The following is a 5,740-nucleotide window of genomic DNA, read 5'->3' as shown; positions in this document are numbered from 1 at the left end:
AAAATACAACGTAAAAAGAAGGGAGTGCAGAAAGTCACTGGTACTATAAATAATAGAAAAATGCAGTGGTTTGCATCATGAACACTGAAATTTTGGTACTTTGAGCAATCTCTTTTTAGAAATAGTGTAGAAGAAGTATTCCTGCTAGCTTTGTATCGCTCACGATTCAAATGATTGTCACTAAAAATAGAATTCGTTGCAATGATGCATAAATTCATACTAGTTGATTGAAGCGCAGATGGCGACTTCTGTGGGAATAGTATAAGCTGAAGGCCCCGCAGGAAAGATGCTGACCAAAAGCCAGTATCTTTGCGACGAGTAACCGCAGGAGCACATGTTTTTGCAGTGACGAGGAGACTGAAGCCATACCCGCGAAAAGCGTCCACCGTAGCGGAAATAAACGGGTTTCTATGGTTACCATTCTTTAAAGGTCCGGGCGTACTGTGCCCGGTTTTTCTTATTAAAGAGATTGATAGTGATATAAAAGGAGACATTGTTGATGTTTAATTTTCACAATTCTAATATTACTCCAATTGAATTTTGGAAGTGGTTTTATAGACATGAGAATGAGTACTATAATTTATCAGGCAATATAGAGGCGAGATTTAAAAGTTTAGCTAAAAAATTAGCTAGAGTACATCCAGATTTAACATTTGAATTTAGCAACGAATTAATAAATGGGAAAAGAGAGTTTACCGTTAGTGCCGATGGATTTAAAGATGCTTTTCCTTACGTTATCAATCTAGTTGGAAATTCAGGATTAGATGAAAGAAGATGGAATTTAGTTGATTTTAAACAGAGAAGTGGACTGAGTAATGTTGAGCATGCCAATGTTATTTTGAAGCCAGAGAATCTATATTTTTAATATAATTTGACTTATAGAGCAGTTAAAAAAGGAATCGACATAGATAATTTTGTAGATGGTATAAGCTTTAACGATGAAGCCCTATGTTTAATTTTTATTTTCTTGGATAGTTTAAGTGGTGAATATGATGTTGCGACTAAGTTAGGTAAGATTGATTTTCATAAAATAGAAACAAAAAGAAAACATTTACTTCCTATTAAAGAACTGGTGAGAATTGTTGATTCTATATAAGATGATAAAAATCTTTATATTAGGTGGATACTTTCACTTTACAAGATAGGCCGTTTTTTATTTTTAAAACTATATTGTTATCACTGTTGATTATTATAAGGAGAAAGATTGTAGTGAAAGGCGACGACTCCAGCGGAATAAGCGTGTCCAAGTAAGACCCCACAGGAGCTTGCGACGAGGAGGCTTACTGACCGCCCGCGGAAAGCGTTCGCCTGTAACGGAAATCACTAAATTTAAAATAGAAGGCTGTCTTATTCTTCATGTTATAGTGCAGTAGGTTTGCCTTACAAGTGACCCATAAACCATAGTCGATACAGGTTGGAAAATCATTTTCTACTAACATCCAAATCGTTAGTAATTGCTTAAAAGGAACGGGCCGTTACTTTGCCTGGTTTTCAAATAAGGAGAAAAACTAAGTTACAATTTTATATGGAACTAGACAAAAAAATATTTATTTGGTGATTTAGCAAGCGTCAACAAGCTTTAAATGATATCAGAGTCTATTCGACTATTGAATGCAGAAACACAATATGTTAGATTAGTAATTGTATGAAACACGATATATAGTATATAAACGAAAAAATGGTACCAGAGATGGTTTAAAAGGGAATTCGGTAAATGCCGAAGCTGTCCCCGCAACTGTAAGTGTAAACGACTGTACAAAGACCACTATGCGAAAGCACGGGAAGGGGTACAGAAGGGTGATGCACGAGCCAGGAGACCTGCCTTTTTTCGATAAGCAACACTTTCTTCGGGGGTTGAGGAGTGGAAGCGAGCTATTAGTAGCGAGCGATATTCCATTTCGCAAACCACCTAAACTCTTTTCCATTCTATCAATCATGAGCGATGCTCAGCCGAAGAGGCTGTGCGTCGCTTTTTTTGTACTTAAATTGTGAAATTGGAGAGGAGATTACACCATGGTTCAAAAGATCTTATCAAATAAAGAGGAAATAATTAATCAATTACTTGAGTTGTTTAATCAAGATCAGTTAGCTCCACTACTACGTACACATGACAAATGGCTTAAGAAAAATACAGGTGCCAGTGATGCGCAATGGTCTCAGGCATTGGTTTTAGAGTCACTTAGTCATTTAGATGAAGAGCAACCCTATTGGACATTTGTAGCAGCTCGTATTTATTTAGCACAAGTTTATAGTGAAATGGCTGTTATTCGAGATTGTGTAGTTGATGAAGTCTATATGGATTTCAATAAACATCTGACTCGTTTGTCAGATAAAGGACTATATGATATTCGACTTCTTCAAGCGTATAAGAAAGATGAAATCATTGCTTTAGGTGAAATTATTGAACCGGAGCGCGATGCTCTATTTACATATATCGGATTAAAAACCTTGGTGGATCGCTACGTGGCAAGAGATTATGATAAGACCCCAGTTGAGCTTCCACAGGAGCGCTGGATGATTATAGCCATGACGTTAATGCAAAATGAATCATTAAATCGTTTAGAGAAGGTTCAAGAAGCATACTGGGCTATGAGTAATTTATATATGACGGTTGCAACGCCAACACTTTCGAACGCAGGAAAACCACTCGGTCAATTATCTAGCTGCTTTATTGATACAGTGGACGATAGTTTACAAGGGATTTATGACTCGAATACGGATGTCGCTACATTATCCAAATATGGTGGAGGAATCGGGATTTACATGGGGAAAGTAAGAAGTCGAGGTTCCTCAATTCGTGGATTTAAAGGAGCCTCAAGCGGAGTTATGCCTTGGATTAAACAATTAAATAATACAGCTGTTAGTGTGGACCAACTTGGTCAGCGTCAAGGGGCGATTGCTGTTTATTTAGATGTTTGGCACAAAGATATATTACCGTTTCTTGATTTAAAGTTAAACAACGGCGATGAACGAATGCGTGCTCATGACATCTTTACAGGTGTGAGCTTGCCAGATATATTTATGGAAAAAGTAAAAGCCAGGGAAGAATGGGCAACGTTTGATCCACATGAAGTTCGTACCGTGATGGGCTATTCTCTAGAAGACTTCTATGATGAGTCTCGAGGGAAGGGTTCTTTCCGCGATAAATATCAAGAGTGTATTGCAGACTCGCGCCTATCAAGAGAAGTTGTGCCTGCGATTGATATCATGAAGAGGATTATGAGAAGTCAACTAGAAACTGGTGTGCCCTATATGTTTTATCGTGATGAAGTGAATCGTATGAATACGAACAAGCATGAAGGCATGATTTATAGCAGTAACTTATGTACAGAGATTTTTCAAAACATGAGTGCCACACAATTCAAATCGATTACAATCGAGGATGATATCATCGTAACGCGCCGTAAACCAGGTGATTTTGTAGTGTGTAATTTATCGTCAATTAACTTAGGTAAAGCAGTTCCAGCAGGTGTGTTAGAACGTCTTATAAAAGTACAAGTTCGCATGCTCGATAATGTCATTGATTTAAATATAATTCCGGTACCTCAAGCTGAAAGAACGAATGCGAGATACCGTGGAATTGGCCTTGGCACATTTGGATGGCACCACTTATTAGCATTAAAAGGAATTCGTTGGGAGTCAGACGATGCCGTCGAGTTCGCCGATAAATTGTATGAAGAAATTGCCTTTTTAACTGTCCAAGCATCCATGAATTTATCCAGGGAAAAGGGTCCGTATCCATTATTTGAAGGATCTGCATTTCACACGGGTGATTACTTTGAGTCCCGTGATTACACTAGCAAGAAGTGGAAAGAACTTCGTTTTGAAGTAGCAATTAATGGCATGAGGAACGGTTATTTAATGGCCGTTGCACCAAACTCTTCCACTTCAATTTTAGCAGGAAGTACGGCTAGCATTGATCCTATTTTCCAAAAGAGCTATTCAGAGGAGAAGAAAGATTACAAAATTCCAGTGACAGTTCCAGATTTAAATGAGGACACAACATGGTATTACAAATCAGCCTACTTTATTGATCAACACTGGACATTAAAGCAGAATGCAGCCCGTCAACGTCATATCGACCAAGGGGTATCGTTAAATTTATATGTCCAAAATACAATCAAAGCAAAAGAGTTGCTTGATTTACATATAGATGCTTGGGAAAGAAGACTGAAAACTACCTATTATGTACGCTCAACATCGATTGAATTGATGGAATGTGAGTCTTGCTCAAGCTAAGGGGAGAAATATATGACTGCAATAAACAAAAGAAAGCTTATGGATAAAGAGGCACCAAATCGATCGACAAGTATTGTAAATGGTGATTCCTCGAATGTATTAAATTGGGATGATGTCCGCTTTAGTTGGGCATATCCTAAATATAAAAGGATGCTAGGAAATTTTTGGACACCCTTTGAAATCAATATGGGGTCAGACGTAAAGCAGTTTGGTTCATTAAATGATTCAGAACGACAAGCATTTTTAAAAATAATTGGCTTATTAGCTTTACTTGATAGTGTACAAACTGACTTTGCAGGAAAAGTCGCAGATTACTTAACTGATTCCAGTTTGAACGCGCTCATGATTATTTTGGCCCAACAAGAGGTCATTCATAATCATTCGTATTCCTACGTGCTATCAAGTTTGGTATCAAAACAACAACAAGATGAAGTATTCGATACTTGGCGAACCGAACCGGTACTAGAGAAACGAAATGATTTTATCATGAATGGATATGAAGATTTCTCTGAGGAACCAAATGTAGACTCGTTATTAACGGCGATTGTATATGATGTAATTTTGGAAGGCTTATTCTTTTACTCAGGATTTGCATTTTTCTATCACCTGGCACGCCACCAAAAAATGGTTGGAACTAGTACGATGATAAACTATATCAACCGAGATGAACAAATACATGTGGATTTATTTGTGAAAATTTATCAAGAGTTGCTACAACAGTATCCAGAGTATGATACTGCAGAACGAGCGAGTAAAGTAGATATGATTTTCAAAGAAGCTGCGGCATTGGAGATTGAATGGGCACGTGAAGTGATAGGAGATAAGATTGATGGTTTGGATGTAGAAGACGTTGAAGAGTACATTTATTTTTACGCTAATGTACGTTGTGCACAACTCGGATATGAGCGTCCGTTTCCCACATATAGAAAAAATCCATTAAAGTGGATTAAAGCATATGAAGAAGTGGATTTAGGGAAAACAGATTTCTTTGAACAAAAGTCTCGTCAATATGTAAAAGTTAATGTGCAAGATAATGGCTTTGATGATTTATAGAAATTATTGTTCATGAAAAGGAATTTCATGAAATTTGTCGAATTGGATAGTTAGGGGATGAATAAGAAAAGCCGGGCAAATTGCTCCTGGTCCTTTAGGAAGGGTAGCCATAGAAACCCGTTTATTTCCACTACGGTGGACGCTTTTCGCGGGCATGGCTTCAGTCTCCTCGGGCCAACAGGATGTTGGCCCCGCGAAGACGTTGACTCGCGTAGTGACGTTCTTAGCCTTCGTTCCATTGTGCTCCTTCAGTTACTCGTCGCATATTGGTTTTTGGCCAGCATTTTTCCTGCGGGGCCTTCAGCTCATGCTTTATCCGCAGAAGTCGCCACCTGCGCTTTTTGCAACGCATTCTAATTTTGTGACAATCATTTGAATCGTGAACGATACAAAGCTAGCAGGAAGACTTCTTCTACACTATTTCTAAAAAGAGAAATACTTGCTCAAA

The 5,740-nt window shown here is 38.0% G+C and carries 3 protein-coding genes and 1 riboswitch; all 3 genes read left to right on the top strand.

The genetic code is table 11. The features are described 5' to 3' along the window. Positions 1–499 precede the first annotated feature (499 nt). A complete protein-coding gene (locus B371_RS0102045; RefSeq protein WP_019412653.1) occupies positions 500–865 on the top strand; it encodes a hypothetical protein in 366 nt (121 codons plus the stop codon). A 797-nt stretch (positions 866–1,662) separates the two neighbouring features. Then, positions 1,663–1,841: riboswitch (cobalamin riboswitch) on the top strand. A gap of 172 nt (positions 1,842–2,013) precedes the next feature. After that, positions 2,014–4,239 carry a ribonucleoside-diphosphate reductase subunit alpha gene (locus tag B371_RS0102030; RefSeq protein ID WP_019412650.1) on the top strand — a complete coding sequence of 742 codons (2,226 nt, stop codon included), beginning with the start codon at positions 2,014–2,016 and terminating at the stop codon, positions 4,237–4,239. Between the two features lie 12 nt (positions 4,240–4,251). Further along, complete coding sequence (locus B371_RS0102025) at positions 4,252–5,292, top strand: ribonucleotide-diphosphate reductase subunit beta (RefSeq protein WP_019412649.1); 1,041 nt, start codon at positions 4,252–4,254, stop codon at positions 5,290–5,292. Positions 5,293–5,740 lie beyond the last annotated feature (448 nt).

It is taken from the genome of Paenisporosarcina sp. TG20 (assembly GCF_000286315.1).
In the GTDB taxonomy this organism is placed as follows: Bacteria; Bacillota; Bacilli; order Bacillales_A; family Planococcaceae; genus Paenisporosarcina.
This window is presented reverse-complemented; position numbering and strand designations above follow the sequence as displayed.